Genomic DNA, 25,832 nt, shown 5'->3' with positions numbered 1-25,832 from the left:
AAAGGAGCAGGGGAGTAGGGAGAAATAATAAAGTAGGTTGGGTAGAACGAAGTGAAACCCAACAAAGCTTTTCAAGTCAAAATTCAAAAGTCAAAAGTTAAAAGTGAGACACCGAAAAATGTAGCTTGGAAAGCATTATTTTTGTTTGGTTACTCCTGCGGAGAAGCAAGCTACGTTCCTGAACCCAACCTACACTCTGATAACTGTTTAAAATCTAATCCAGCAGAAACAAAATTATGTTAAAATTATTGTTTGGTTTTTCCGTTGGAAATGCTGCGCAAACGTCCCTCAACCCAACCTACCCTCTGATAATTGAAAATGACTCAATGTTTAAATCCTGACTGTTTAAAACTTAATCCACCAGACACAATATTCTGTCAATACTGTGGTGAAAAATTAGTTTTAGCCGAACGTTATTGGCCTATAAAAATTATCGGGCAAGGAGGTTTCGGCAGAACTTTTCAAGCAGTCGATAAATACAAACCTTCCAAGCCTTTTTGCGTCATTAAACAATTTTTTCCTCAAGCACAAGGAACTAAAACTTTATCAAAAGCTGCGGAATTATTTGCTCAAGAAGCTGAACGTTTAGATGGTTTAGGTAAACATCCACAAATCCCCGAACTTTTGGCATATTTTACCCAGAATAATCGACAGTATTTAGTACAATAATTTATCGAAGGGCAAAATTTACAATAGGAGTTACAAGAGTCGGGAGCTTTTAATGAAAGTCAAATTACAGTTTTAAATCTCTCTAAATCCCCCTTTAACAGCGGGACTTTGAAGTTCCCCCCTTTCCAAGGGGGGTTAGGGGGGATTAAATATCTCTACCCTAAAGATTAAAGGATTGCTATAATATTAAATTTAGGCTTGAAAAACTTTTAACATAAAAGATGCAAATACAAGACATAAACACCCAAAATAATCCCAAAATTCTAGCTAAAGATAGCAACTTTTTACAACAAAATCCACATTTAAACTCCTTAGCAGATAACCCTAGTTTTGACTCTCAAAATCCTCCCGATCAAGAATTAATTGATACCTGCGTTCACTGTGGATTTTGTTTATCAACTTGTCCTAGTTATCGAGTAATAGGTAAAGAAATGGATTCTCCTAGAGGCCGAATTTATGCTATGGATGCTATTAACAAAGGAGAAGCATCTTTCAATCAAACAACTTCTCAACATTTTGATACTTGTTTAGGTTGTCTTGCTTGTGTAACTACTTGCCCATCTGGAGTTCAATATGACAAATTAATCGCTGCAACTCGTCCACAAGTAGAACGAAATATCCCCCGTTCATTACCTGACAAATTAATTCGTAATCTCATCTTTAATTTGTTTCCTTATCCCAATAGATTACGACCTTTACTTATCCCTCTCTTCGTTTATCAAAAATTAGGAATTAGCAAACTTATTCGTGGTAGTAAATTGCTGGAAAAAATCTCTCCTAGATTAGCAGCAATGGAATCTATTCTTCCAGAAATTACTGTTGATTCTTTCGATAATAATTATCCTACTATTGTTCCTGCTCAGGGAGAAAAACGTTATCGAGTTGGTTTAATTTTAGGTTGTGTTCAAAGAATATTTTTCTCCCCCGTTAATATGGCAACAATTCGAGTTTTAACTGCCAATGGTTGTGAAGTTGTTATTCCTAAAAGTCAAGGTTGTTGTGCTGCATTGCCAGAACATCAAGGACAAACAGAACAAGCTCATACTATGGCAAAACAAATGATAGATAGTTTTGCTAATACTGGAGTTGATGCAGTTATTATTAATGCTGCTGGTTGTGGTCATACTCTAAAAGAATACGGTCATATTTTGCAAGATGATTCTGAATATTGTGAGAAGGCAAAAGAATTTTCTAATCAAGTTAAAGATGTGCAAGAATTTTTAGCAAATGTAGGATTAACATCTAAACTTTCTTCTTTAACTGAGGATGAAGAATTGAATATAGTTTATCAAGATGCTTGTCATTTATTGCACGGTCAAAAAATTAGTTTAGAACCCAGAAAATTATTACAACAAATTCCTGGAGTGAAGTTGCGCGAACCCATAGATGCAGCTTTGTGTTGTGGAAGTGCCGGAATTTATAATATGTTGCAACCTGAAATAGCTGATGAGTTAGGGCAACAAAAAGCTGAAAATTTATTAAATACTGGTGCCGAATTAATTGCTTCTCCTAATCCTGGATGTTCTTTGCAAATTAAAAAGCATTTAGAATTACAAGGCAAGAAAATGACTTTAATGCACCCAATGGAATTATTAGATTATTCCATTCGGGGAGTGAAGTTACAAAGAAAATAGGATGCTGGTGCATAGTAATGGTATAGGGAGTGTAGGAAGTGTGAGGAGTGTGGGAAAAAAAATGTATATTTTCACCATTACTATGCAGGACTACCGAAAATAGTAAATGCTACCTAAGTATAAAGAAAAGGAAAGCGATCGCTTTCCTTTTCTTTCAGATAAATGTTAACCATCAAACCTATGTTACGAGAAAAAAGTATTGAAACTACTTGTTATAAATTAGCTTAAACATGAGACTTCAAAACCCATCCATTTATTTGCATCAATTTGAAAAGTCTTCATCAACAATGAACAATACCTCCAACACACAAAGTGCCATTAATATCAAACAATTAAATATCAAAAAGCCATTAACAATTGTGTTTGTATCAATTCTAAAATTCAATCTGTTATTGATACTTGATGGTTCCGAGGCTAAAGTAATAGTTGATGTACTTATATTATTGTTAAAGACAAAATTGCTGCGATCGGCAGCACTAATATGATAAGTTTTACTTTGCTTAGGAGAAAATCCTAACCCTTCAGACATTCTATTATTAAATTCAGAGAAAGTATGAGCTTCTGAATTAGCTTCAATAGACTTAAATTTGGCTTGAGCTACTTCTGCTGTTCCTACGGATAAGGTAACAAGAGCAGTTCCAACAGTAGTTAAAAGTAATTTATTAAAAGTTTTCACGGGGGTATTAGCCTTTTATCTAAGAGTTGGTATCAAGTAATTTTAAATTGTTAATTTATTTTTACATTATTAAAGACAAAATTGATGTGATCTATATCACTAATATCAATTTTTATTTAGCTTAGGAGAAAATCCAAACTCTTCAGAAGACAAAAGTTTTCATGAGAGTATTAGTCTTGTATTTAAGAGTTGCTATCAAGTAATCTTCAGTTATAAATTTACACAACCGTAGATTTAAGTAAATTTTATAAAATCTTAATAATTTACAATTATATTTATACAGTTGCAAATACTTGGAGCAAGTTTGAGACTAAGATTTACAACAAATTGCCAGCGATCGCCGATTTATGAAGTTTTGATCAAGTTGAAGACCTTAGATTAGCTATTTGTCATTTGACAATACAATCAAAACTTTTGACAAATAACGTCCAACTTTCCTGAAAGAGTTGCTTATTGTCCAGTAATTCCATAAAATCTTACTTTTGACTGTCTTGAGTGCGTCTTATATTCTGGAGGGGCTGTGTGCGGAATTACTTCCGTACTCTATACGCCCCGTAGGGGACCTCAGAATTACGCACTCGATGTATGACTTTTGACTTTTGACTTGCGTGAAACGGTATAAGTCCTGAGATAATTTGTTAGTTGGAAACTGGAGGAAAATTTTACAAAATGAACCGCTCTCTATTTTTATTTATAAGTCTAGCTATTTTAGGTTTAACATCCTGTAACGCTGTTAAGGAAATTCAGGAATTAATTGACCCACCTCCATCGCCAACATCCACAGCATCTCCTATCAAACAAAAAGAACAAAGACAAGTATTTCCGATCGAGCAAAATGGAAAATATGGGTATATCAATAAGACGGGCAAAATCTTGATTCGACCAAGATTTGATCGGGTAAAAGATTTCTCAGAAGGATTAGCAGCAGTAAAAATTGGAGAAAGATGGGGTTATATTAATGAAACAGGAGAAATAGTTATTAAGCCAGAATTTGATTCTGTTTTACGTTTTTCCCAAGGATTAGCACCAGTCAAAAAACTTGGAGAAAGATGGGGTTATATTAACAAGAATGGAGAAATGGTAATTCAACCACAGTTTGAAGATGCGGTCTATTTTTCTGAAGGGTTAGCACGAGTAACAATTGATGGTAAGTGGGGTTATATCGATCAAACTGGCAAAATAGTAATTAAGCCAGAATATGGAGGACAAACAGGGCGGGGTTTCTTTGTTGACGGGTTAGCTGCTGTAAGGGTCGGTGCTGCTTATGAATATGGATATATAGATCGGAGTGGAGAAGTAGTCATTGAGACCAAATATGATTTTGCTGGAGATTTTATTAATGGTTTAGCGAGAATTCAAATTGGCGATCGCTGGGGGTATATTGATAAAAATGGCACAGAAGTCATTAGAGCAAAGTTTGAATTTACTCAAGATTTTTCTGAGGGTTTAGCAGCAGTTAAAATTGATGATAAGTATGGCTATATAGATGTTTCAGGCAAGAGAGTTATTCAACCGGAGTATGATTTTGCAGGCAATTTTTCCGAAGGTCTAGCAGAAGTCAGGATAGATGACAAATATGGCTATATTAATGCTGCCAATGAGATGGTTATTGAGCCTGAGTTTGATAATGCTTTTGCCTTTTCTAATGGTATTGCAGAGGCATGGGTAGAGGACAAAAAGGGTTACATAGATAAAATTGGTAGGTTTGTCTGGAATGTAAATAATTGAGGGAAGGAAGAAGGATTCATTAATTGATAATTTATAATGGATACTTGATAATTACCTCTGGTTAAAACCTTACGGGAATTGAAGATCAGGAAATATGATTTCTTCTATTGGTCGATTGGATATGGCGTTTTCGCCTAAGAGCCGACATGAAAAGCGGAGCGACATGTTTGCGCTAGCATTCCGAAGGAAAAAGCGGAGCGGCTCTGCAAGAGCGGGAGACCTTTCCCTCCGGGACGCTTTCCTAGGTCATGCTCCGCAAACGCGCACTTCGGAGCTTTGCGTTAGCAAACGCCATCCCATCCTACGGAATGCTTCGCATTTCCTGACGGAATGCTCCGCAAACATGTCGGCGACAGCCGTTAACGAAGTTGTGCGGAACGCTAAACGACCGCTTTTTTTTCCCTATCCAAGGGGAGGGCTGTTTCATTCTTGGTTAAGGCTCCAGGGGAGCAGGGGAGAATTTTCCACCCTTTAGCCTGGATTTTCCTCAAATTTATCAAGCAATAATTTTGGTGTAGCAATTGATTTTTCAGAAATTACGTTGATTTTACCGATATTATTCGGGAGCTTTTCCCTCCCTCCACCCCGAAAAATTCCCCATTTTTCGCGCATTTTTCCCCAAATTTCGGATTAAGTGCCCCCAATTCCCCAAATATTGATTATTTATTTGACGCCTGAAACAGCCCTGCTATCCAAGGGGAGGCTTTAAACCATAATTAGGGTTTGCTGAAAAAGTCTTTTTTAGAGAGTAGGGGAGTAGGGGAGTAGGGGAGTAGGGGAGCAGTAATTTTTTTGCTATACTCAGCAGCGAAAATACTAACTTTTTGATTTTTCGGGAACCGTGCATTAAGAGCTGAAACAGGCGTACTTTTTACCGACCTAAAAAGGCTAAAACCTTTATCTGTAAATACTTTGAGATTTAATCAGCAAGCCCTAATTATTTAATTATTAATAATTAATAATTAATTATTCGGTAATACAAAATCTGGTTATCAAAAGTATATTGTTCAAACTCCTCTCTAACCCTTCTGCCTTCTGCCTTGTAATAATGGCAAATGCTATGATTAAGTTGTATTTTCAATCTTGATAGAGAGGATAATTATGTCCCAAACTTTCAGACAAGGATACGCTGTTGTTGTGGGAGTAGGTGCTGATTTACCTGTCACAATTGATGATGCTACTGCCGTTGCGAATCTGTTGGGCGATTTATCTCGTTGTGCCTACCCTACTGAGCAGGTGCGTTTACTAACAGAAGAAAAAGCAGATCGTACTAATATCCTATCTGCCTTGAGTTGGTTAGCTGAGACGACGGGAGAAGATGACACAGCGATCGTTTATTTCTCCGGTCATGGAATGGAAACACCGGATTATTATTTGATGCCTTATGGTTATAATCTGGCAAATTTGGAGGGTACCGCGATTCGTGGCGAAACCTTCAGCGAGCATCTGCGAGCTATTAAAGCTAAGAAATTATTGGTACTTCTAGATTGCTGCCATGCTGGCGGACAAGCAGAAGCTAAGGGAATGATTAAATCACCTCTGCCACCATCGGCGATCGCTGAGTTGGGCAGCGGTAATGGTAGGGTTGTACTTGCCTCTTCTCGTAAGGATGAAGTATCTTGGACGGGAAAGCCATACAATGTCTTTACAGCAGCATTGTTGGAAGCTTTGGCTGGTTATGGCACATTTGAACAAGACGGCTATGCTCGTGTGTTGGATCTTACTATGTGGGTAGGACGCAAGGTTCCGGAACGCACAGATGACAAACAGCATCCCATCATTAAGGTCAGTAATTTAGAGGATAACTTTGCTTTAGCCTGGTATACTGGAGGGGAGAAAAGTCCGCGTCCGTTGCCAAAATGGGCAACTAATATTCCATCTATTACACCAGGGTTAGATGTTGAACAGGTAGCTACCTGGCGACAGATGTTGGTTAACTATCGTGAAAATTTGCTGCTGATTGAAGAACGCATGACTGAATTTGTTGAATTTACTGATATTCCACTAGGACTTGTTAAAAATAAACGTCGGATAGAGGCGGAAATAAACAAGTTGGAACAGAAACTAGGAATTAAAGGTTAAAAAAATCTTGAAATGATGAGCGATTATTTTCCATCTTATCGGGAAAAGATTAAATCTATTCACCAACAAATAGCTGAAGTTAAAAAAAACTTAAATCTAATTAATGAAGACATATCTTGGTATCCCGAATATCAAGACATTCCTTCAGCTAAAAGAAAAAATAAGAAAGAGCAGGAAGAAAAGTTAGTTAATCTGCGTGAGCAACTAGGACGAATATTAGAGACTCAGGCAGACCTTAGTAAGGTATCAAAAAGTCTTTTTATGGCACCTTATCTTATCGATCGAATTCAGCATGAATTAGCACTTTTAAAAGCTGTTGAAAAGCTAAACAATAAGGTTGACAAACTATTAGTTTGTCTTATTCATGGTGACAAGCAACAGTCTCAGGATATGTTTCTAGAACGTCTTAGAGTGGATTTTTTACCCAAAAAATTTCAAGAGCCTGAGATGACCATTTATCATGTGCGATTTCCTGAAACTTTAAAAAACTTTCAGGATCAACTTCAATATAATCTAGCTGATACTATAGTTGGGGAAAAAATAACTGAATTAAACAAGGAAATAAATCACGTTTTAGCTGAATCACCAGTGCCAGTTATTATCTCTACATATATGTATTGTGAACATTGGCTAAAATCTGCTTGGCCAGTAATTAATAGCTTTCTGGATTTTTGGGAAAATTGGCCGTTCATTTCTCCTAACCAGCACCTATTTGTGTTTTTATTTATTGTTAGTGACTATAAACAAGATAGTGGGATGTTAGAGAGATTTAAGGTTCTATTTCTAGGCAGTGAAGATTCCGAATTAAATAAGAAACTCAACAAACTTTCAGAAAGCAATTTTTCTCAGTTTAATAATTTTTATGGCGTAGTTTTACCAAAATTAGAAGGGATTACTGAGCAAGAAGCAGCAGAATGGGTAGACGTAGTAGAGAGAAAACATTTCCCTGATAATTTGGCTTTTGTCAAAGATACAAAAAGCGAAATTCAAGCTATATTTAATCAATATCAATCAAAAGATAAACCTAAAAGAATTCCTCTAGATCAATTAGCCCGTAAGTTGTCAGCTATTTTGGTGGATTACGCTGTTACTTCAGATGATTATACTGCCAGGAGGGAACTGCCATGAATTTCCCATTTTACTTTGGTGACGGAAAACGGAAGCGACGCGACACACCAGCACCTCTGCCTGTGTCACGGCGTGCCCAATTTATGAAGCCAGAAAATTATTTGGCAGATCCTGGTCTTCGTGATGCCTGCAATGTTGCTTTGCTCTTGGGTCAACCCTTATTACTGACTGGAGAACCTGGTACTGGCAAGACCTTGTTCGCTTATAGTCTAGCCTGGGAATTAGGTTTTGACGAGCCACTTAAGTTTGAAACCAAATCTACCAGCACTGCCCGCGATTTATTTTACAACTATGACCCCTTGAGGCAATTTCAAGATGCCCAGAGTGGTATAGTAGGCAAAAGCCCTCTGGACTATCTGACATACAACGCTTTGGGTATAGCCATCTTGCTGACTGGAGAGCAGTCTGAAATTAAGAATTTTGTTCCTCCAGATTTTATTCATCCTGGTAAAAGACGCTCTATTGTTCTCATTGACGAAGTAGACAAGGCAACCCGCGATTTTCCTAATGATATCCTGAACGAATTGGAGCATCTGTACTTTCGGGTGCCAGAACTAGGCAACGTCGAGATTCAAGCTAATCCTGAGTTACAACCTATAGTGGTAATCACCAGTAATTCCGAGAAAGACCTTCCGGACGCATTTTTGCGGCGTTGTGTTTACTACAATATTCCTTTTCCACAAAAAGAGCGTCTTGCGGATATTGTTACCAATAGGTTAGGTTTGTACTCTGCTGGTAGCAGTGAATTTCTGGTAGCAGTGAATTTCTCCAGGATGCTCTGGATATTTTCTTTAAGCTACGCAAGAGCGGCTTGCGCAAAAAACCGGCGACTGCTGAACTTTTGGGTTGGATGATAGGGCTCCAAGAAATTTCAGATGGTACAGATAACCCGCTTGTTAAGTCTGAGTTAGCTCTGCGAACTCTGAGTAATTTGATAAAAACTGCTGAGGATCAAGATAAAGCTAAGGAGATAGTGAAGCAATGGGTAGACAGTCGCCAAAAGTAAGCCCAGGATGGCTAGAACCAGAAAAGTTGATTTAGTTCATTGATGAGCTGCGCAGAGAACACAATTACAATATCGGCGTGTCGCAATATATTGTTGCTCAAGAACTGATAGTTGCCCTGAGTGCAAAAGGAGAGGAGCTAGAGGAACCCCAGAGGCTGAGAAGCCTTCTCAGTCCCTTGCTATGCAGTTCCCCAGCAGAACAAAAGGATTTCCAGCTACGGTTTTACCAATGGATTGAACGCATGGGTTTTGCTGTTGACGAGGCTATTCAAGAAGATAAAAAGGCTGAGGCAGTTAAACAGGAGTTGAAAAAGATTGAGCGGCAATGGCGACGGCTACGGTGGGTACTATTGGCGATTGCTATCCTCGTTGCCATTGTTCTAACCTATTCCCCGATCCAGCAATTGCTATCTCCACCTGCAAACGTTAATGGTAGCCATACACCATCCTCACCTCCAAACATTAATGATAGCCCTACATCATCTCCACCTCCAAACGGTAACGATATAGTTTTTCCTCAAGAATGGCAGACTATACTATTATGATTAATACTTGTGACCCTGTTTACCTCTTTAGCTTGGAGATTCTGGTGGTATTGGCGTGCGCGTCTATACCTCAAGCGTCGTGCGACCAGGCGACAGCCAGAAATTCAGCGAGTTTCTATCTCTGGCTTCGATGAGGAACTGTTTCCCAGCGTTTTGTTCTTGCGCATTGCTCAAGGTTTTAGGCGACGTATTCGGGTTCCATCCAATGAACTTGATGTTGACAAGACCGTAGAAAAAACTGTGCGGGGAGGAGGTTGGTTTGCGCCAGTGTACGGCTACCATCAGATTCTCCCTGAATACCTCGTTCTCATCGACCGGGCAAATTACGGCGACCACCAGGCGAGATTTGTCAAGGAAATGATTGCTCAACTCTCCCACAACGAAGTCTTAATCGCAGGTTACTATTTTGATGGCGACCCCCGTGTTTGCTTTCCGATGACAGGAAAAGAACCTCCTTCTAAGCTACGGGAAATTGCGGTGAAGTACGGCCAACATCGACTGGTCGTATTCTCCGATGCAGACAGTTTTTTTAGTTCCCTAATTGGCGAACCCGAACCCTGGCTTGATTTCTTTTCGAGTTGGTCTGAGCGGGCTATATTGACTCCCAAACCTTCGGAACACTGGGGATATCAGGAACTATAATTATCGCGAGAGTTTATTGTCCTACCCGCTACGAATGATGGGTTGATTGATTTGATACGCAGCATTGAATATGGAAAATCACCTTATGTGCCTTCAGAGAAAAGTAGGGCACCTTTTCCGGAAGCATTGAGAGTCAGAGGGCGACGCTGGATAGAGCGAGATCCACCTGAGCCAAGGCTGGTGGCTGATGTCCTAGAATCTCTCAGACGCTATCTGGGTAAAGCTGGTTACTATTGGCTGAGTGCTTGTGCTGTATTTCCCGAACTACATTGGAATCTCACAGTTGACCTGGGTAATAAGCTCAAGACTGATGATGGCAGTTCCCTGCTTCAGGCTTGTCGGCTCACCGATATAGCTCGTTTGCCTTGGTTTCGATATGGTTATATGCCAGACTGGTTGCGAGCGTGGCTGATTTACGACTTGCCTCGCCAACAGGAAGATGAGGTTCGTCAACTGCTGAGAAATTTCCTGGTGGCAGAACCCGATGAGCAAGGTATCGTGGGAAGATGGCAATTTCCAATTGCTCGGCAGCACAGCGATGTTGTCTCCAAGTTGGCACAACCACTTCTCCACTTGCTTTCTAAAGAGGCACCTGCGGATCATCCTCTGCGGGACTACATTTTTCAGGAGTTTATGACGGGTCGTAAGCGACTTGCAGTGCGAATGCCGGAAAAGCTAAGCAAGCAACTCCGTCGCAAATCTTCACAACAAGTAGGATGGGGGCTTTGGTTTCAGTTGGTATTGGCAACTGCTGTGGGTTTGACTGTGACTGGTGTTGTAGCTTTACCTGTAGGCTTTGCTATGAGCAATGCTGTTACCGGGGTTGTTATCAGGATTGTTATCTTTGCTGTTATCGGGGTTGTTATCGGGGCTTATACCGGATTAGCGCAGTGGTTGCTGCTTAGAAAGCAACTTTTCCAGGCTGACTGGTGGATACTGGCAACTGTTTTGGGCTGGGCTTTAGGCTTGGCTTTGTTCAGCGTGGTAAACGATGCTGTGAACAATACTGTAAGTGGGGCTGTTATTGGATCTGTTATGGGACTTGCCCAATGGTTGGTACTCAGAACACAACTTTTCCATACTGGCTGGTGGATAGTTGCAACTATTTTGGGCTTGACTTTAGGCTTTGCTATGAACGATGCTTTCTTTAGGGTTGTGAACGATCCTACGAGCAGGGCTATTATTGGGGCTATTATCGGGGTCATATACGGAGCAATTACTGGAAATGCTTTGGTTTGGCTGCTCCGACAACCAGGCAATTATCTCCTGCGTCAACGCCGTATGGAGGTTCTTAATTATCCCAAGTATCATAGACGTTTTGAACGTCTCAGTTGAGGTTTTAAATCTCTCAATGGTTTTGTTGCATAAAAGTAGCTATCGCTGATTTTTCTTAGATTGATGTTTTATTCATCTATTGGACAATAGTTAGGGCTGGCTGATTAATTATAAAAACATTGATATATAAAGGTTTCAGAATTTTTAGTCGAAAAAAGTGCCTGTTTTTTAGCTATTGTAGTCTCAAAATAGTTATTAGGTTTTGGCTCAACTTGGAAAAAGTAGCGATAGAACATCCGTTCCGCGAGAGCGAGGGCTGATTTTTCCTTTTATAGATTTTGATTTATCTATTGGACAATAGTTACAACAGTTTTCGCGATCGCTGATTTTTCCTTTTATAGATTTTGATTTATCTATTGGACAATAGTTACAATAGTTTTCGCGAGAGCTGATTTTTCTTTTGATTGATTTTTATTTATCTATTGGACAATAGTTACAGCAGTGTTCGCGAGCGCTAATTTTTCCTTTTATAGATTTTGATTTATTTATTCGACAATAGTTACAGCAGTTTTTGCGATCGCTGATTTTTCCAAGAATGAATCAGGACTTACGCACCAAGCGCTATATCTAGTCAGGGAGAATGCCATTCACCCCTACAGATGGCGTATAATTCCATATTTTGCGTAAGTCCTGTGAATGTTGTTATTGATTCTAATTTACTAATAGTTGTTGTGAATGTTGAATATATTCAAGCAAAGCTGTTTCTATTTGGGCAAGAATTGGGCAAAAAAATTACTCTCCTACGAACGTTGCATCTAAAGTCCCGACCCGACTCCCCCACTCATTAAAAAAGACTTTTTCAGCAAACCCTAATTGGTTGGGCTTCGGTTCCTTAACCAAACCTACAGTTATTGCACTTTTGATTTTTAAATTCCCCACTACAGCTATTGTACATTTAACTTGCAAGTTATCAACATAACAAACCTTTATTGGTACTCATATTTTAACATTTTATCTGGAAATAAGAATGTTTTTGAAATAAAAAAATATTTTGATTTTAAATCAATTTAATTAAATTTTGTGTTTAAAATTATATACAAAACCTCTATTTTTGTCAATAGTTATGTAAGCTTTATTTTAAATTAACAATTGTAACAGTTGATACTAAAACCCTTGAAAAAATTGTGATACCTTAAAGTCAAGGTCGGAAAATAACGACCATTAATGGCTAAAAAAAACCATTATATTAGCAATAGCAATTACTCAGTTGAAAAGGGGAAATAACTATGAGTCTAAACCAGGAAAAACATCAATCTCCTCATCATGTTGTCATCGTTGGAGGTGGGTTTGCAGGATTAGAAGCTGCCAAACAGCTTGGGAAAGCACCTGTAAAAGTAACCTTGGTTGACAAAAGAAATTTCCATCTATTTCAGCCATTACTTTATCAAGTAGCTACAGGAAGTCTTTCCCCTGGAGATATTGCTTCTCCTCTTCGCGGTGTAGTTGCTGAACAGAAAAATACTCACGTTATTATGGGTGAAGTCGTGGATGTCGATCCCGAACAGAAAAAACTCATTTTACGCGATCAAGAATTAGATTACGATACGTTAGTTATAGCTACTGGTGTTAGCCATAACTATTTTGGAAATGATTGGTCAGAAAAAGCTCCCGGACTAAAAACAGTAGAAGACGCACTAGAAATGCGTCGAAGAATCTTCGCCTCTTTTGAAGCTGCAGAAAAAGAATCGGACTCAGAAAAACGGAAAGCACTATTAACCTTTGCGATAGTTGGCGCAGGTCCAACAGGTGTTGAATTAGCAGGTGCTTTAGCAGAATTAGCTCACACTAAATTAAAAGAAGAATACCGTTCCATTAATACTACCGAAGCTCAAATTCATCTGATCCAAAGTGGAGAGAGAATTTTACCTTCTTTCAAACCTGCTTTGTCAGAAAAAGCAAGAATAGAGCTGGAGAAGTTGGGCGTCACAGTGATGACCAAAACACGGGTGACTAATATCGAAAACGATGTAGTCACTGTTCGTTCTGGAGAAACAACAAAAGACATTCCAGCTCATACCATATTGTGGGGTGCAGGAGTTAAAGCATCAGCAGTGTCTGAAGCAATATCTAATCGCACAGGTGCAGAATTAGACCGTGCAGGTCGCGTTTTCGTAAATGAAGACCTGACAATACCTGGTCATCCTGACATTTTTGTGATTGGAGACTTAGCTAACTTCTCTCATCAAGGAGACTCCCCAGTACCTGGAGTTGCTCCAGCAGCAATGCAGGAAGGAGTTTATGTCGCCAAGCTAATTAGAAAGCGGTTGAAAGGTCAGACTTTAAAACCATTCCACTATATTGACTATGGTAGTTTGGCTGTTATCGGTCGTCACCAAGCAGTTGTACAGTATAAAGCCATTCGTTTCTCTGGACCTCTAGCTTGGTTTTCTTGGTTATTTATTCATATCTACTATATGATTGAATTTGATAACCAACTAATTGTAATGATTCAGTGGGCATGGAGTTACTTTACTGGTCAAGGTGGCGCTCGTCTAATTACTGAAAAGGCAACAAAAACACCTACTTATGAAGAATGCCAAGCTCGCTATACTCCACTCCATGAGTGACAGGTGAATCATCTGTTGAAGCTTAATTGAACAGATCGAGCTAAATTGAGCGATCGCCATTCTCCTAATATGGGAAAGTGGCGATCGCTTTAAAAGTAGATGGGGAGATGGGGAAATGGGGAGATGGGGAGATGGGGTGTATTAGATATCTCCTCAAATCCAATCATCAAATCAATTATTACCCATTTCTTATCAATTACTTCCCCTGATGACCTATTTTCTGGAGATACCAAATGGCTTCTATAAAATTAATTCATAATTGGAAGAAACCCTTCTGCCTCCAGCATAGCTGCCCTCTGCCTTCCTTCCTCAAAAGTATAATATCATGTCCGTTGGTATCGGAGCGTGTAAAAGTTGGGGAAAGAGCTACCATTAGTAAGGTTTTTCCTTCTTCTTTCTTCCTTCTTCCTTCTTCCTTACCTTCCCTATACAAGACCGATGCTACCGGACATGATATAACTACTCAAACGGACATGATATCAGTCACTATAGCGCTATCTATCATGGCTACGTCAGCTATTTCGTCTACACATACTGAGCTAGTATTGTCTTAATCTCGTTGGTTTTGAGCTTTTTTGCTAGTGCCAACAGCGGTGACACAAATGCTTCATATTCTGCTTCCTCTGCCATTAACCCTTCCAACTGTCGGCGAACGCGACGAAAGTCTCCGGCTTCAGCAGCTTCATACACTACTCGCAGTTGTTCTAGGGGCGGTATTGTTATCGCTACCTCTGCCTCAGAGGTGGTTCCTTCAAGCAGATCATTCTCAGCATATTCCCACTCTAGGTCTAGCTCGTCCGCTAAAAGCTTGAACAGTTTTTCAGCATTAATAGGTTTCGGCAGGAAGGCATTCGCTCCGGCCTTCAGGGCGAGTTCTTGGTCTTGCTTAGACACATAAGCAGAAGACACAATAATTTTTTGAGGTTGCAGCTTTGGGCACTGCTGCACCTGCCGTAGTAGTTCAAACCCATCCATCACTGGCATAGCCAAATCCGTAATCACTAAATCAAAGGGCTGCTCTTGCAGCTTTTCCAGTGCTTGTTGACCATCCTCCGCTTCGACCATTTCAAAGCCAATAGGACCCAACAGATTCACTAAAACGCTGCGATTTTCCCAACGATCATCTACTAACAACAGTCGCTGTCTCTCTCCGGTGTAGCCAACAATGGTGTGGTTGTGCAGGTTGGTTGGCGGCATCTCCCACTCAGAGGCTAAGGGCACAACGATCTCAAAGCTAAATTGACTGCCTTTACCAACTTCACTTTGTACTTCAATGTCGGACCCCATCAATTGCACAATCCGATGACTAATGGCCAAGCCTAACCCTGTACCTTCCGACTGCTTTCGGCGATCGCCTACTTGCATAAAAGCCTCAAACAGCCGTTTGAGATCGGCTGGGGCAATGCCTACTCCAGTGTCACTCACCACAAATCTCAGGCGACGACGATCTGAATCAAGGGCAGCAGCAGCCCATACTTGCAAGGTAACTGTGCCGCGATCGGTAAATTTAATGGCATTGCCTAACAAGTTGAATAATACCTGCCGTAGTCTCTGTTCATCCACTTCAACCCCTTCGGGTAATCCTGATTCAACCTGATAGACAAACTCCAAACCTTTTTGGGCTGCACGAACTCGGCAGGCTTCCACGACCCCCTGTAAACAGGAGGCTAGATGAATTGATTTCGGAATCAGGTCGAGTTTGCCCGCTTCAATCTTGGCTAAATCCAAGATGTCATTAATCATGCCCAGCAAATGGTTGCCACATTTGTGCATAATTTCGACTTGCTCTTTTTCTTTTTCGGGTAAAGCGGGCGATCGCTTCAATACCTGGGCATAACCGAGAATGCCATTGAGGGGGGTGCGTAACTCGTGACTCATATTGGCGAGGAATTCGCTCTTAGCTTGGTTAGCCACTTCTGCTTTTTCTTTGGCACATCTCAGCTCGACAGTTCGCTCTTCTAGTTCAGCTGTTCGCTCTTGTACTCGTTGTTCCAGTAATTCGATAGACTCCTTAAGTTGGTGGGTCATGGTATTAAAAGTACGAGCCAATTCGCCAATTTCATTGCCATATCCGATGTCTGCACGAGCGTTTAAATTACCATCGGCAACTTGCCTGGCAATCATTGTCAAGCTGCCAATGGGAGAAGAAATAACATGTGCCATGCCAAATCCCACGCCAATTGCTGCAATTGTCGTTCCAAAAGCAAGGAGGAGGTTATTTCGGGTTTGAATTTTGATGGGTTGGAGAAAAACAGATTTCGGTCGCAAATAAGCGACCTTCCAAGAGATGGTTTGGGTAGATTCGAGCGCTCCAGCATATTTTCTTTTCTTTTCTTCAGAAAGAATAGTATCAAAGTAGGGGCGATCGGGGCTAAAATTTGCAGCAAATTCATCAAATTTGGTAAGTTTAGTTGCGTTATCGGTAGGGATGGAAGCCGGCAAGCGATAAATTGCCTGTAACTCCTGAATAGTATCGGCTTTTGGAGGAGCGAGAAATTGGAATAGAACTTCTTCCGGTAGGTTCCCATCATCTCTATATCCTTGTGCCAAGCGTAAATTTCGATCGTCCAGCAGAATGGCAAAGGAAAAAGAACCAGCTAAATTATTATTTTCCAACACGATATGTTGGAGTTTGGTTGCGCTGTACTGACTGCGTAACACTCCAACGACTTTTCCAGTCTCGCGATCGCGGACTGACTGACTGAAGTACAAGTAAGGCTTGCCATCAAGTTCAGAAAATTCTAAGTTGGATACAAAAGGTTCTCCTGTTACTAGAGTAACTTGGAAGTAGTCGCGCTCTGACTCATCTTGTCCGATCTGAGGAAAGTGGGTATCAAGCAGATTCTGCCCATTGGTATCAAGAAGAGCCCAAGACACTAAAAAGATTTTATCTTTGGCAATCAAGGTATTTAGCGTGTTGAGGGCTTGTTCTTTCAGGGCTGGAGAAGTGCTTGGTGCAGTTTTTAAATAGGAGGCAAGACTTTCTTGTTGCGCTTCGGTAACAATTGCCATTAAATTGGCACTAACGAACGCATCAATGTTTGCTACAGTTTGAGAAGCAGCAGCATTGAGGGATTGATTAGCCGATTTAATCAAAGCCCTTCGCGTGCTTTGGTGATTCCACCAAACAAAGCCGGCAAGAGGAGTTAGAGAAATGAAGCAAAATAAGCCTAACAGTTGATAGCGTAAGCTGTAATTCTTGAAGAAGTATTTTAGAGGACGAATATTTCGAGGGATAAGTTTCATTAGTCAGGGAATAGGGAATAGGGAATAGGGAATAGGGAATAGGGGGGAGAAAATTGTTTATTTCATGTCTTACATTGATTTAATTAAAACTTTTGCAATAAGTCTATTATAGGGTTTGTGCTACTTGGGCGGCCGCTTGTGCCATGTTGTCCAAAGTAGTTTTAATGCTCTGTTGATTAGTCATTAATTTTCCAAGTTCCACAGGAAAGCGATTGAAACCAAGTTCGATCCAATTAGGAAGGTGAGGTTCCACTCCCATAAGATTTTCAATAGCATCTAGAGTCACATCGAAATACTTAACAACATTTGGTTGCGCTCCAAACCCAACTCTCAATCGAGGATCTCTATAGGTGCTGCGACGAACGCCGTTGGTGTTGCTCAATATTGCTACCCTGGTCATCGTGTCTGCGCTTGTGAGCCATTGCAGAAACACCCATGCTGCTTCTTGTTGCTTGCTATAACGAGATAGTAACAAACTGCTGCCTCCACAATGGCTGATGCCCGGAACTTCCCCAAAAGCACATTCGCGGTAAGAACGCAGGGCAATTTCTTGGGGACATCGGACAGTTGCGACTCGTCCTGACACTTGAGACATCGGCGATGCTTCAAACCATGGAAACCAATCTGCCCAAGAGATTAACATAGCTACCCGACCTTGGCGAAAGGCTTCTGCTTCCCCATACCAATCCCAGGTTAATGCTTCGGGAGGAGCATATTGTCGTTGAGCTAGTAAATATTCCATTCCCGCGATCGCCCGCTCGTCGTTAATAGCTGGCGTTCCATCCCCATGATAAAACGACCCCCCATGAGACCATAGCCAAGCGGTCATATTGCAAAGCAAGCTGTTATGCCCTACCTTCCACTGTCCTGCTGTTCCATAAACTTGAGGTTTTTTTGCTTCGTTAATAATTTGCGCTGTTGCTAAATATTCTGTCATTGTTGTCGGGACGGACAACCCCAATTCTTCAAAAATATCTTGGCGGTAGAACATGATAAAGATGGGGATGTCATAGGGGATTGCTACCAACTGTCCTTTATAGGAAGACATATTAGCAACCAAAGAAGGGAAAAAATCCTCAAAATTGTAGTTGGGATATTGTAAGTCAGTGTTCTCTAGCAAATATCTGGGTTTGACCGCAATATTAGCAAAACGACCGACCCAATCTCGATCGCAATACATGATGTCATAGATTCCGGTTTCTCTGGCAATGTCTTGCTCGATCCGTCCCAAGACACGTTCGAGGGGTAATAGCTCCCATTGCACTTTGATTCCTGTTAGGGGAATAAATTATTCTTGAACTAATTTCCAAGCAACTTGGGCACTGGGTACATCTTCTGTAATCAATCGTATAGTCATGCCGGAAAATGTTTTACCTACATCTTTGAGAAAGTGGTAAGCATCGGTTCCGATGACGCTTGCTGATTCTAAACCGCGAGTCTCTTCAAGGGATAATTTAACAGATGAAGAAGAGGAAAACCGACTACAAGCTTTGAGTGCGTAAGTTGCACTCCATCCTAATGCTGCTGATGTTCCTAAACGCAATACATCTCGTCTTTTCATTGTTAAGTCTAATTTTTAAGTGATTAAGTAAAATTAATTGTATATTTAGTAATTAGGGTTTGCTGAAAAAGTCTAATAGGCACTATATATAGAGCCTTTGCGTAAGTCATGTGTATATTTGGTAATTACAGCGGTTTTCATATGAATAAACCACAATGATACTAACTCCTAACTCCTAACTCCTAACAATGAGTTTAGTGGTCTACCCAACTCAAAAGCGCAGTAAGTTAAGTAAATAGGTCATTTCAGTTATCAGTTATCAGTACCTCCGACTAAAGTCTCTGGCTTGAAATTCTGACATGATCGTTTACAAAGCCCGTGTTTAGCCATAATAGTTTTTTGCTAGTTTGTGGGGTGTAACGAGGTAATTATTAATTATTAATTGTTAATTATTAATTATTGAATAGCCCCAAATTTGCAATTGAGATCTAATCCGAACCATCAATTCAAGCATATCAATGGGTTTAGCCACATAATCACTACCACCTACAGAAAATGCTTTCACTTTATCCCAGGTTTGATCCACAGCACTCACGAAAATCATAGGGATAAGTTTGGTCTTGGCATCTGCCTTCAGTTGTTGACAAACATCATAGCCGTTTATATCTGGCATCTTAATATCTAGCAAAATCAGATCCGGCAATATCATCTCAGCAATTCTTAATGCCTCCGAGCCACTATCTGCTTGCCAGACTTCATACCCTTCTTCTTCCAATACATCAGTCAATAGGGCTAAATTTTTGAGTTCATCATCCACCATCAGAATCTGCTTTGACTCTGAAGCAATAGTCTGGTGAGGAGTTGCCTGACCTTGCTCCTCAATTCCAAGCATTTTCTCTTGTATCTGGCGAATTTGCAGTTGATTCTCAATACGAACGATCGCTTCTAATGTATTGAAGGGTTTAGTGATGTAGTCACTCCCACCCACAGAAAAACCTTTGACTTTATCCCAAGACCCATCTAAGGCACTGATAAAAATAATCGGAATGGCTGTAGTTTCTCGATCCGCTTTAAGGTGCTGACAGACAAGATAACCATTCATATCTGGCATATTAATATCGAGCAGAATTAAATCTGGCAGTATCTTCCTTGCCATTTCCAAAGCTTCTACACCACTGGTAGCTTGCCAGACTTCAAACTCATCCTCTTCCAGGATGTCGGTTAGTAGAGCTACATTGTGGGGCTGATCGTCCACTACAAGAATGCTGGCCATTCTAGATTGATCGTCCTTCATTTCCTTGCCGTCATAGTTGGTAGGTACAGGGAGGATAACTTCAGGAGTAACTTGCTGTCGATCTAGCTTTGAGATTGCTGTTTCTTCAGCCAAGCTTTTAAACTGCGTTGAAAGCTCTAAGGATTTAGACTTAAGCTGCGATTGCAATATTGTGCGAACATTAGCTTTCTTGACCTTTTGACCAATAACTTTCGACAATAATTTCCACAGTTGAGCAGCCACCACTTTGATATACCCGCCAGAGTAGCCTATTGATGCTGCAATCTGGCCATAGGTCTTCTTTTTAGCACTAACGTTTAAGGCTTCCATCAAAATAAGACCTTCTGCTTCACTCAACACTGAGCCTGTATAGCCTTTAACTAAATTATCTGCAAAATCAAGTAATGTTTTCTGGTCTGACATTGGAAAAGATTTAGAGGGTAAATTAAATAACTCTTTCTGTCCATCATAATTTTGTGGACAAACAGGCCAAACTAATCTTATCATGGTTCTGGTTCATAAAGATATAGTCAAATATGACATCTGGCAATCCTAAATTGTTTGTGAGAATTTTTATGATAGTTAATTTGAGCTGAAAACCTTGAAAATTCTGACTCCTGTAGGGGCGATTTCCTAGGTCATGCTGCCTCTTGCAGAGGAACTGCCTCTTGCAGAGGAACTGCCTCTTGCAGAGGAGCTGCTTCTTGCAGAGGAGCTGCCTCTTGCAGAGGAGCTGCCTCTTGCAGAGGAGCTTCGCTAACGCTAACCCTAACGCCAACTCGAATTGCCCGTACAACCAAAATCTTACAACTGAAATAGGATTGCTATATTTTTATTTTGCAGGTGTTATAGCAATCCTATTTTATTCGTGGCAAAAATCTTACTGCTTTTTACAGCGCTTTTCAGTTGAGTAGACCACTAAACTCATTATTAGGAGTCAGGAGTCAGGAGTCAGGAGGTAGGGACGTTGCATGCAACGTCCGTACAGAGTCAGGAGTTAGCAGTTAGGAGTTAGTATCATTGTGGTTTATTCATATGAAAACCGCTGTAGGGAATAGGGAACACTTAACTCTTAACTGGCAATAGTTTCAAGTTTTTTATCTACTTTTTAATTTATCACTACCTATTTAGGATTGCTATATCTTAATCAAAGATGACAATAGTCTGCGTAGGAAGATTACCTGAATAAAACTGATTATCCGGACATAATATTACCTTGATCAAAGATGAGAATAGTTTATGTAGGAAGATTACCTGAATAAAACTGAACTTTACCTTACCAAAACTGAACTTTTCTGAATAAAATTCTATGACATTTGTTGTATATCTACGCCAAAATACTTAGTCATAAATAATTATATAAATCAATTTTGAGTTACTAAATAATCTGTGTATATCAGGTATAGCCTTGATTATAAACAGATTTATATTTTGGTAATACTAGATTTATTGTCCAAATTAATCTCAAAAAAGTTCAGTTTTATTCAGGTTAAAAATTCATAACTAAAAATAACTTTTTCTGTATTGTGTTTTCCGATAACTTGAGTGATAATGATATCAACAACGGAAAGAGAACAACATTTTCTCAAAGCAATAAATAATCTAATTGAGGATAAAATAATGGCTGATTGGGATTTCTGACCAAGAACAACAACTGGGACTGATGGTAACGATAAGCTTGAAGGAAAAACAGGCTCTAATGAACATTGGCAAATACCCACATGGTCATTTGTCACTACATACTTTGATTACAAAGACATACTCCAGGGTCAAGGTGGAAATGATACACTTGTTGGAAAACAGGAGTCCGATACTCTTTATGGAGGGGGGGGTGATGACTATCTCTATGGTGGTAGTGAAACTACAGATCCAGACAGTGATAATGGCTATAAGTTTGTGCAGAATAATAGTAAGTCCCATAACAGGGGAGCTGGAGCAGATCATCTTGAAGGAGGTCCGGGAAATGATGCTCTCTTTGGAGGAGCTGGAAACGATACTCTCCTTGGAGGTGCCGACAATGATGTACTTCAAGGTGGAAACGGTACTGATTCTCTAGTTGGGGGTGCGGGTAATGATGTAATCTTTACTGGTAAATTATCGGCAGGCAACAGTGACATCATATATGGCGGAGCAGACAAAGACACATTCTTCCTTGGTGACACAAGTAAAACTGTAACTCCAGGCACTCTTGATGCTGAAGGATTTGCCAACGGAATTGCCACTGATATAACCGATCTTGGTTTCAGTATGATCCCTGTTGTCGGCGACCTGAGCAAAGGTCTTATAACCGCAATGAAAGAAATTACTCCCATTATTTATGAAGGGATAAATTCGGGAGTTGATGGCTATGTTGAGGCACCGCCTTCAGGAGAATACGCTACGGTTAAGGACTTCAATCCTTTAGAAGATGTAGTGATAATTCCCCTAAACTACGACAGTAGTAAGGGTGAAGACCCCAATGTTTTCATTTCAGATGCGACAAATACCCAAAACTTTTTAAGTTTTTCGTACGATCAAGGAGGTGGTACTGACATATTTGCCACTTTGAATTTTGCCAAAGCTGGAGATATTTTCCCTGGAGATACAGCTTTACCAACTCAGTATGTAACATCAATTCGAGAAACTCTCTTAAATAATGCTCTAATTCTAGATAAAAATGGGGTGTCTCAGGGTCTAAACAGCAGCGGTGCAACAAGCAATATTATAACTGCAAATGAATTCAGTGCAGAAATCCAAGCACAAATCGGTGAGATGGAAAACCCATTTTTAGTTCTAGGTGCCATTGGGCCTCTATCTGTCGAGGGTGATAACAGTGCCAACTACCGTTACGGTAGTAACTTTGACGACCACATTTATGGTTACACTTCCAAAGAAACAGTAGACAAGTCTGGGAGTACGCTAAACTTCACACCACACGCGGATGGTAACGATCAGCTATTTGGTTACGCGGGTAATGATGTATTGCTTGGAGGTAAAGGAGCAGATACTCTGAATGGGGGCGACGGTTTAGACTTTGTTTCTTACCAAGATAATAATCAGGGAACGGGTGCCACTGTCGATCTCTCTCAGGGCAAAGCAAGTAATGATGGGTTTGGTACTCAAGACACATTGATTAGCATTGAGAATGTTACTGGTAGTGACTATGATGACAATATCAAAGGAGATGGTGACGCTAACATCCTCATCGGTCGCCTAGGAACTGATATCTTAACAGGTGGTGCAGGTGCTGATACCTTTTATGTTGGTGAAGGTGATATTATCAAGGATTTTGCTGTGGAAGATAGGCTAATAATCCCTGTAGAGCTTTCCAACAATCTGTCTTTTAATTATTCGAATAACAATCTCACGTTATTAAATTCCAATGGGAGTGCAGATACAACTGTTGCGGTCTTGGAAAATATCTCCAATAATCAAGTTACCAATATTGTCAATAATTTTCAGTATCAGACTTCGGGATCATCAGGGATCAGCAGCCTCAATACAGGAGGATTGACTGTGGAACGTCGTATTCTTGGTACTTCCAATAATGACACTCTCTCTGGAGATGGTCATGCTAACGTCTTAGTTAGTGGAAAAGGGAACGATACTTTAACTGGTAATGGTGGTCAAGATACTTTCAGGCTCTCTGGTGGACAAAATACAATTACAGACTTCACACCTTCTGACGATAATATTCAGATTGATGTTAAAGAATATTACGACAACAATTCATCTGTAAACTTTGATGCCACTCATTCTGATACTGATAATACCCTTACTATTTCTATTGCCGGTGAGCAGGCTGCTATCCTACAAAATATCTCTAAAAATCAAGTGGTAGATGCCTTAAAAGAAATTGAGTTTATTGGAGAAGAAAACAACACAATTGTCATCAACAATGAGGAAACCAGCAGTAAGATCGGCGACTCAGCTGGTAGTCAGTATGTCTATGGTCATGCAGGCAACGATAACATCGCATTATTTGGAGGTAGGGATGTTGTACTAGGAGGAGATGGTGGCGATAGCATCATTACCTCTCAACAAGGTGACACTGCAATTGGTGGTACTGGTGCTGATACTTTTAGTCTCAATCAATATGGAACCAACTTTTCTCCCGACCGCATCCTGGACTTCACTCCTGCTGAAGGAGATAAGATTGAGATATGGAAAAAGAATTTGGATGCTATTAGTGATAACTCCGATCCTTCCTTAGGCTTAAACTTTACCCATTCAGAAACTAATAATGCTCTCACTATTACTCTTGGCGATCGGGATCTTGCCATTCTAGAAAATATCTCTGAAAATCAAGTAGGAGATGCCTTAAAACAAATTGAGATTTTGGGTTCACAAACAGACAATGACGGTTCAGAAGGTAGTGATGATGTTCTCATCGGCAACTCTGGCAATCAATTAATGCGAGGTCTTGGTGGTAATGATTACCTGTATGGCGCTGGAGGCAACGATACTCTCCGAGGTGGGTGGCAGGACGATCTGCTCCTAGGAGGAGATGGTAACGATTATCTGCAAGGCTTTGAAGACAGTGATATTTTAATTGGTGGTAAAGGTGCTGATATATTTGATTTCACCCACATTTTTGATGCAAATAGTGGTGTTGACAAGATTCTTGACTTCACTGCTTCTGAAGGAGATCGGATTCGCATTAATAGGTTTTACTATGGTTTTAGCAGTCGGAGTGATTTGAGCTTTTCAGAAGGTCAATTGTCAGCTAAATTAGCTAATGGTGACGACAAAGTTATTGCCATTCTCGAAAATGAATCTGGCTTTAATCTTAACAGTCATGTTGATCTGGTCGGGTAATCCTCTAAATCAAGTGATATAGGGAGCGACGTAGGGAATAAGGAACACTTAACTCTTAACAGAAAGTACCTTAAATTCTTAGTTTTTAATAAATCATATTCCCTTGACTACTTGACTTTGTTTTGGATATCACTACTTCTACACCACTACCCTTTGTTCTAAGTTCTAACTCAAACTTTATATTAGTCAGAATTATTAATCTTGATAGCAGGTGAATCTAACAACTAGATTCATCTGCTTTCGACTGCAGCAATATAGTGCTACGGGCAAAGCAAAAGTCACTTTTTAATATCTTGGGCGTGATGTGATATAGAATCCGATTGAACACTCGTCATTGCGACGATAGGAAGCAATCTCGTGGGACTCCTGAGATTGCTATCCGTTCCGGAATGCTCCACAAACCTTCCACTCCGTTCCAGTCGCTGCGGACGCAGGCTATAGTAACAGGACTTACGCAAAATATGGAATTATATGCCATATGTAGGGGCGAATGGCATTCGCCCTTACTAGATATGGCGGTTCTGCCTAAGTCCTGAGTAATTATCCGGATTTGATATAAGAGATGGGGAGTTCTAGAAATACTGGGCAATGGCACTCAGATGGCACATTTTTTTATACCTAATTAAACGGAGGCGATCGCGAAGTAGGGGCGGGTTCAGCCAGAAACATTGACAAAACTACAGAAATTCAATAAACCCGCCCCGAAATTGGTGTGGGTAATCATAATGTAATGGGGCGGGTTTAGCAAAATCTTTGATATCAGCACGATGTTATCCTCAAAACCCGCCCCTACACCCTGGTTAAATAAACCCGCCCCGAAATTGGTGTGGGTAATCATAATGTAATGGGGCGGGTTTAGCAAAATCTTTGATATCAGCACAATGTTATCCTCAAAACCCGCCCCTACACCCTGGTTAAATAAACTCGCCCCGAAATTGAAATTGGTGCGGGTAATCATAATGTAATGGGGCGGGTTTAGCAAAATCTTTGATATCAGCACGAT

General features: G+C 40.3%; 20 protein-coding genes and 2 pseudogenes. 14 read left to right on the top strand and 8 right to left on the bottom strand.

The window, feature by feature from the left end:
* Nucleotides 1-51: 51 nt before the first annotated feature.
* The 3 genes and pseudogenes from ACP6PK_RS27665 to ACP6PK_RS27655 all read left to right on the top strand — a co-directional run bounded on the left by ACP6PK_RS27665 (nt 52) and on the right by ACP6PK_RS27655 (nt 2,303).
* Entirely contained in the window at nt 52-243 is a 192-nt protein-coding gene (locus ACP6PK_RS27665) for a hypothetical protein (protein ID WP_426564498.1), read from the top strand.
* A gap of 75 nt (nt 244-318) precedes the next feature.
* Nucleotides 319-693 (top strand): annotated as a pseudogene (locus tag ACP6PK_RS27660) (4-Cys prefix domain-containing protein); the annotation flags it as partial.
* Nucleotides 694-890: 197 nt separating this feature from the next.
* Complete coding sequence (locus tag ACP6PK_RS27655) at nt 891-2,303, top strand: (Fe-S)-binding protein (RefSeq protein ID WP_426564496.1); 1,413 nt, start codon at nt 891-893, stop codon at nt 2,301-2,303.
* Between the two features lie 262 nt (nt 2,304-2,565).
* Here ACP6PK_RS27655 and ACP6PK_RS27650 read toward each other — a convergent pair whose 3' ends face one another.
* The gene (locus ACP6PK_RS27650) at nt 2,566-2,979 is read right to left on the bottom strand and encodes a hypothetical protein (protein ID WP_094673272.1); all 414 of its coding nucleotides are present in this window, start codon (nt 2,977-2,979) and stop codon (nt 2,566-2,568) included.
* A gap of 669 nt (nt 2,980-3,648) precedes the next feature.
* Here ACP6PK_RS27650 and ACP6PK_RS27645 point away from each other — a divergent pair.
* Nucleotides 3,649-4,707 carry a WG repeat-containing protein gene (locus ACP6PK_RS27645; RefSeq protein WP_426564494.1) on the top strand — a complete coding sequence of 353 codons (1,059 nt, stop codon included), beginning with the start codon at nt 3,649-3,651 and terminating at the stop codon, nt 4,705-4,707.
* Between the two features lie 471 nt (nt 4,708-5,178).
* Here ACP6PK_RS27645 and ACP6PK_RS27640 read toward each other — a convergent pair whose 3' ends face one another.
* A complete protein-coding gene (locus tag ACP6PK_RS27640; protein WP_426564492.1) occupies nt 5,179-5,319 on the bottom strand; it encodes a hypothetical protein in 141 nt (46 codons plus the stop codon).
* 489 nt (nt 5,320-5,808) lie between these two features.
* Between ACP6PK_RS27640 and ACP6PK_RS27635 the strand changes: the two genes are divergently transcribed.
* The 8 genes from ACP6PK_RS27635 (at nt 5,809) to ACP6PK_RS27600 (ending at nt 14,012) form a co-directional block, all read left to right on the top strand.
* Entirely contained in the window at nt 5,809-6,789 is a 981-nt protein-coding gene (locus ACP6PK_RS27635) for a caspase family protein (protein WP_426564490.1), read from the top strand.
* 12 nt (nt 6,790-6,801) lie between these two features.
* On the top strand, nt 6,802-7,917 hold the full coding sequence (locus tag ACP6PK_RS27630; protein WP_426564488.1) for a hypothetical protein: 1,116 nt from the start codon (nt 6,802-6,804) through the stop codon (nt 7,915-7,917).
* A 62-nt stretch (nt 7,918-7,979) separates the two neighbouring features.
* The gene (locus ACP6PK_RS27625; protein WP_426564486.1) at nt 7,980-8,771 is read left to right on the top strand and encodes an AAA family ATPase; all 792 of its coding nucleotides are present in this window, start codon (nt 7,980-7,982) and stop codon (nt 8,769-8,771) included.
* Nucleotides 8,768-8,923: a hypothetical protein gene (locus ACP6PK_RS27620; RefSeq protein WP_426564484.1), complete on the top strand. Its 156-nt coding sequence runs from the start codon at nt 8,768-8,770 to the stop codon at nt 8,921-8,923. Before ACP6PK_RS27625 ends, ACP6PK_RS27620 begins: the two co-directional genes overlap by 4 nt.
* Nucleotides 8,924-9,000: 77 nt before the next feature.
* Nucleotides 9,001-9,468 carry a hypothetical protein gene (locus ACP6PK_RS27615; protein WP_426564482.1) on the top strand — a complete coding sequence of 156 codons (468 nt, stop codon included), beginning with the start codon at nt 9,001-9,003 and terminating at the stop codon, nt 9,466-9,468.
* A 9-nt stretch (nt 9,469-9,477) separates the two neighbouring features.
* Nucleotides 9,478-10,110, top strand: coding sequence for a hypothetical protein (locus tag ACP6PK_RS27610; protein ID WP_426564480.1), 633 nt, complete (start codon nt 9,478-9,480; stop codon nt 10,108-10,110).
* Nucleotides 10,111-10,161: 51 nt separating this feature from the next.
* Nucleotides 10,162-11,445, top strand: coding sequence for a DUF3611 family protein (locus ACP6PK_RS27605; protein ID WP_426564478.1), 1,284 nt, complete (start codon nt 10,162-10,164; stop codon nt 11,443-11,445).
* 1,226 nt (nt 11,446-12,671) lie between these two features.
* Nucleotides 12,672-14,012: an NAD(P)/FAD-dependent oxidoreductase gene (locus ACP6PK_RS27600; protein ID WP_426564476.1), complete on the top strand. Its 1,341-nt coding sequence runs from the start codon at nt 12,672-12,674 to the stop codon at nt 14,010-14,012.
* A gap of 525 nt (nt 14,013-14,537) precedes the next feature.
* Here the strand turns inward: ACP6PK_RS27600 and ACP6PK_RS27595 are convergent.
* From ACP6PK_RS27595 to ACP6PK_RS27575, 5 genes are all read right to left on the bottom strand, one after another.
* Nucleotides 14,538-17,258, bottom strand: a complete 2,721-nt coding sequence (locus ACP6PK_RS27595; RefSeq protein ID WP_426564474.1) for an ATP-binding protein — start codon at nt 17,256-17,258, stop codon at nt 14,538-14,540.
* A gap of 106 nt (nt 17,259-17,364) precedes the next feature.
* The gene (locus ACP6PK_RS27590) at nt 17,365-18,522 is read right to left on the bottom strand and encodes an ABC transporter substrate-binding protein (protein ID WP_426564472.1); all 1,158 of its coding nucleotides are present in this window, start codon (nt 18,520-18,522) and stop codon (nt 17,365-17,367) included.
* A gap of 24 nt (nt 18,523-18,546) precedes the next feature.
* On the bottom strand, nt 18,547-18,819 hold the full coding sequence (locus tag ACP6PK_RS27585; protein WP_426564470.1) for a hypothetical protein: 273 nt from the start codon (nt 18,817-18,819) through the stop codon (nt 18,547-18,549).
* Nucleotides 18,820-19,204: 385 nt separating this feature from the next.
* Nucleotides 19,205-20,455 (bottom strand): response regulator, encoded by a 1,251-nt coding sequence (locus ACP6PK_RS27580; protein ID WP_426564468.1) that lies wholly within the window; start codon nt 20,453-20,455, stop codon nt 19,205-19,207.
* Nucleotides 20,456-20,670: 215 nt separating this feature from the next.
* A complete protein-coding gene (locus ACP6PK_RS27575; RefSeq protein WP_426564466.1) occupies nt 20,671-20,832 on the bottom strand; it encodes a hypothetical protein in 162 nt (53 codons plus the stop codon).
* 913 nt (nt 20,833-21,745) lie between these two features.
* Between ACP6PK_RS27575 and ACP6PK_RS27570 the strand changes: the two are divergent.
* A pseudogene (locus ACP6PK_RS27570) lies at nt 21,746-21,877 on the top strand (hypothetical protein); the annotation flags it as partial.
* Between the two features lie 51 nt (nt 21,878-21,928).
* Complete coding sequence (locus ACP6PK_RS27565; RefSeq protein ID WP_426564464.1) at nt 21,929-24,829, top strand: calcium-binding protein; 2,901 nt, start codon at nt 21,929-21,931, stop codon at nt 24,827-24,829.
* Nucleotides 24,830-25,484: 655 nt separating this feature from the next.
* Here the strand turns inward: ACP6PK_RS27565 and ACP6PK_RS27560 are convergent.
* A partial coding sequence (locus ACP6PK_RS27560; RefSeq protein WP_426564462.1) for a hypothetical protein occupies nt 25,485-25,832 on the bottom strand: 348 nt, incomplete at its 5' end.

The sequence above is a fragment of the Dapis hubbardiae BLCC-M172 genome, from assembly GCF_050016015.1.
Classification (GTDB): Bacteria; Cyanobacteriota; Cyanobacteriia; order Cyanobacteriales; family Microcoleaceae; genus Trichodesmium.
The sequence above is the reverse complement of the archived record's forward strand: the minus strand, read 5'-3'. Positions and strand labels throughout refer to the sequence as shown.

Bases quoted from the DNA above. Each gene is read 5' to 3' on its own strand.
- ACP6PK_RS27640 (WP_426564492.1), bottom strand. From the start codon at position 5,319: ATGCGCGAAAAATGGGGAATTTTTCGGGGTGGAGGGAGGGAAAAGCTC.
- ACP6PK_RS27645 (WP_426564494.1), top strand. From the start codon at position 3,649: ATGAACCGCTCTCTATTTTTATTTATAAGTCTAGCTATTTTAGGTTTA.
- ACP6PK_RS27635 (WP_426564490.1), top strand. From the start codon at position 5,809: ATGTCCCAAACTTTCAGACAAGGATACGCTGTTGTTGTGGGAGTAGGT.
- ACP6PK_RS27580 (WP_426564468.1), bottom strand. From the start codon at position 20,455: ATGTCAGACCAGAAAACATTACTTGATTTTGCAGATAATTTAGTTAAA.
- ACP6PK_RS27620 (WP_426564484.1), top strand. From the start codon at position 8,768: ATGATAGGGCTCCAAGAAATTTCAGATGGTACAGATAACCCGCTTGTT.
- ACP6PK_RS27600 (WP_426564476.1), top strand. From the start codon at position 12,672: ATGAGTCTAAACCAGGAAAAACATCAATCTCCTCATCATGTTGTCATC.
- ACP6PK_RS27595 (WP_426564474.1), bottom strand. From the start codon at position 17,258: ATGAAACTTATCCCTCGAAATATTCGTCCTCTAAAATACTTCTTCAAG.
- ACP6PK_RS27655 (WP_426564496.1), top strand. From the start codon at position 891: ATGCAAATACAAGACATAAACACCCAAAATAATCCCAAAATTCTAGCT.
- ACP6PK_RS27585 (WP_426564470.1), bottom strand. From the start codon at position 18,819: ATGAAAAGACGAGATGTATTGCGTTTAGGAACATCAGCAGCATTAGGA.
- ACP6PK_RS27630 (WP_426564488.1), top strand. From the start codon at position 6,802: ATGATGAGCGATTATTTTCCATCTTATCGGGAAAAGATTAAATCTATT.